The 638-nt window shown below is 48.9% G+C and carries 1 rRNA gene; it reads right to left on the bottom strand.

Annotation, left to right across the window (positions count from 1 at the left end):
• Positions 1-528 precede the first annotated feature (528 nt).
• Positions 529-638, bottom strand: a 5S ribosomal RNA gene (gene rrf, locus ABE485_RS31155); the annotation flags it as partial.

Genomic DNA, 638 nt, shown 5'->3' on the forward strand with positions numbered 1-638 from the left:
CACTTCTAGTGAGCACTTGATTTCATTGTGCTTGTGACCGGATTAAAAACCCAACCACCGCACTCGCATCAAGCGCCCACACTTATCGGTTGTTTAATTGTTAAAGAGCGGCACTGCTAAATTCTGTACTACTGGTTTCTGCCTTCAACCTCGGCTAACTTCGCTTTCGCGTCGTCGCTGTTGTTGCAGCAGAGAAACGAGATTATGAAGAAGTTTTTATCGCTTGTCAAGTCAGCGTCGTTTTATTTAACTTCGCTTTCTTGCCGCGACCCCTTCAGGTCTCGTCGGGGCTTTCACCCCACCTAGCAGCTATCGAAATATCAGGGTAAACCCTAAACTTTCGGTAGCAGCCAAGCCTCACACTATAACACCGTTTTTGCAGATCATGCAACTGGCTTCTGCCTAATTTGCATTTCATCCAGCATTGTCGCTGCCTGGCTGAATCTTCAGCTGCAGCGACTACGGACTATAGGTTCTCACTAAAAACAAACCCCCACAGGCTTACCTGTGGGGGTTTGCGCAATAAGAGCCTGACGATGACCTACTTTCACAGACGTCCGTCCACTATCATCGGCGCAAAGGCGTTTCACTGTCCTGTTCGGGATGGGAAGGAGTGGTACCACCTTGCTATGGTCGTC

This window comes from Achromobacter spanius (assembly GCF_039673305.1).
Taxonomy (GTDB): Bacteria; Pseudomonadota; Gammaproteobacteria; order Burkholderiales; family Burkholderiaceae_B; genus Achromobacter; species Achromobacter spanius_F.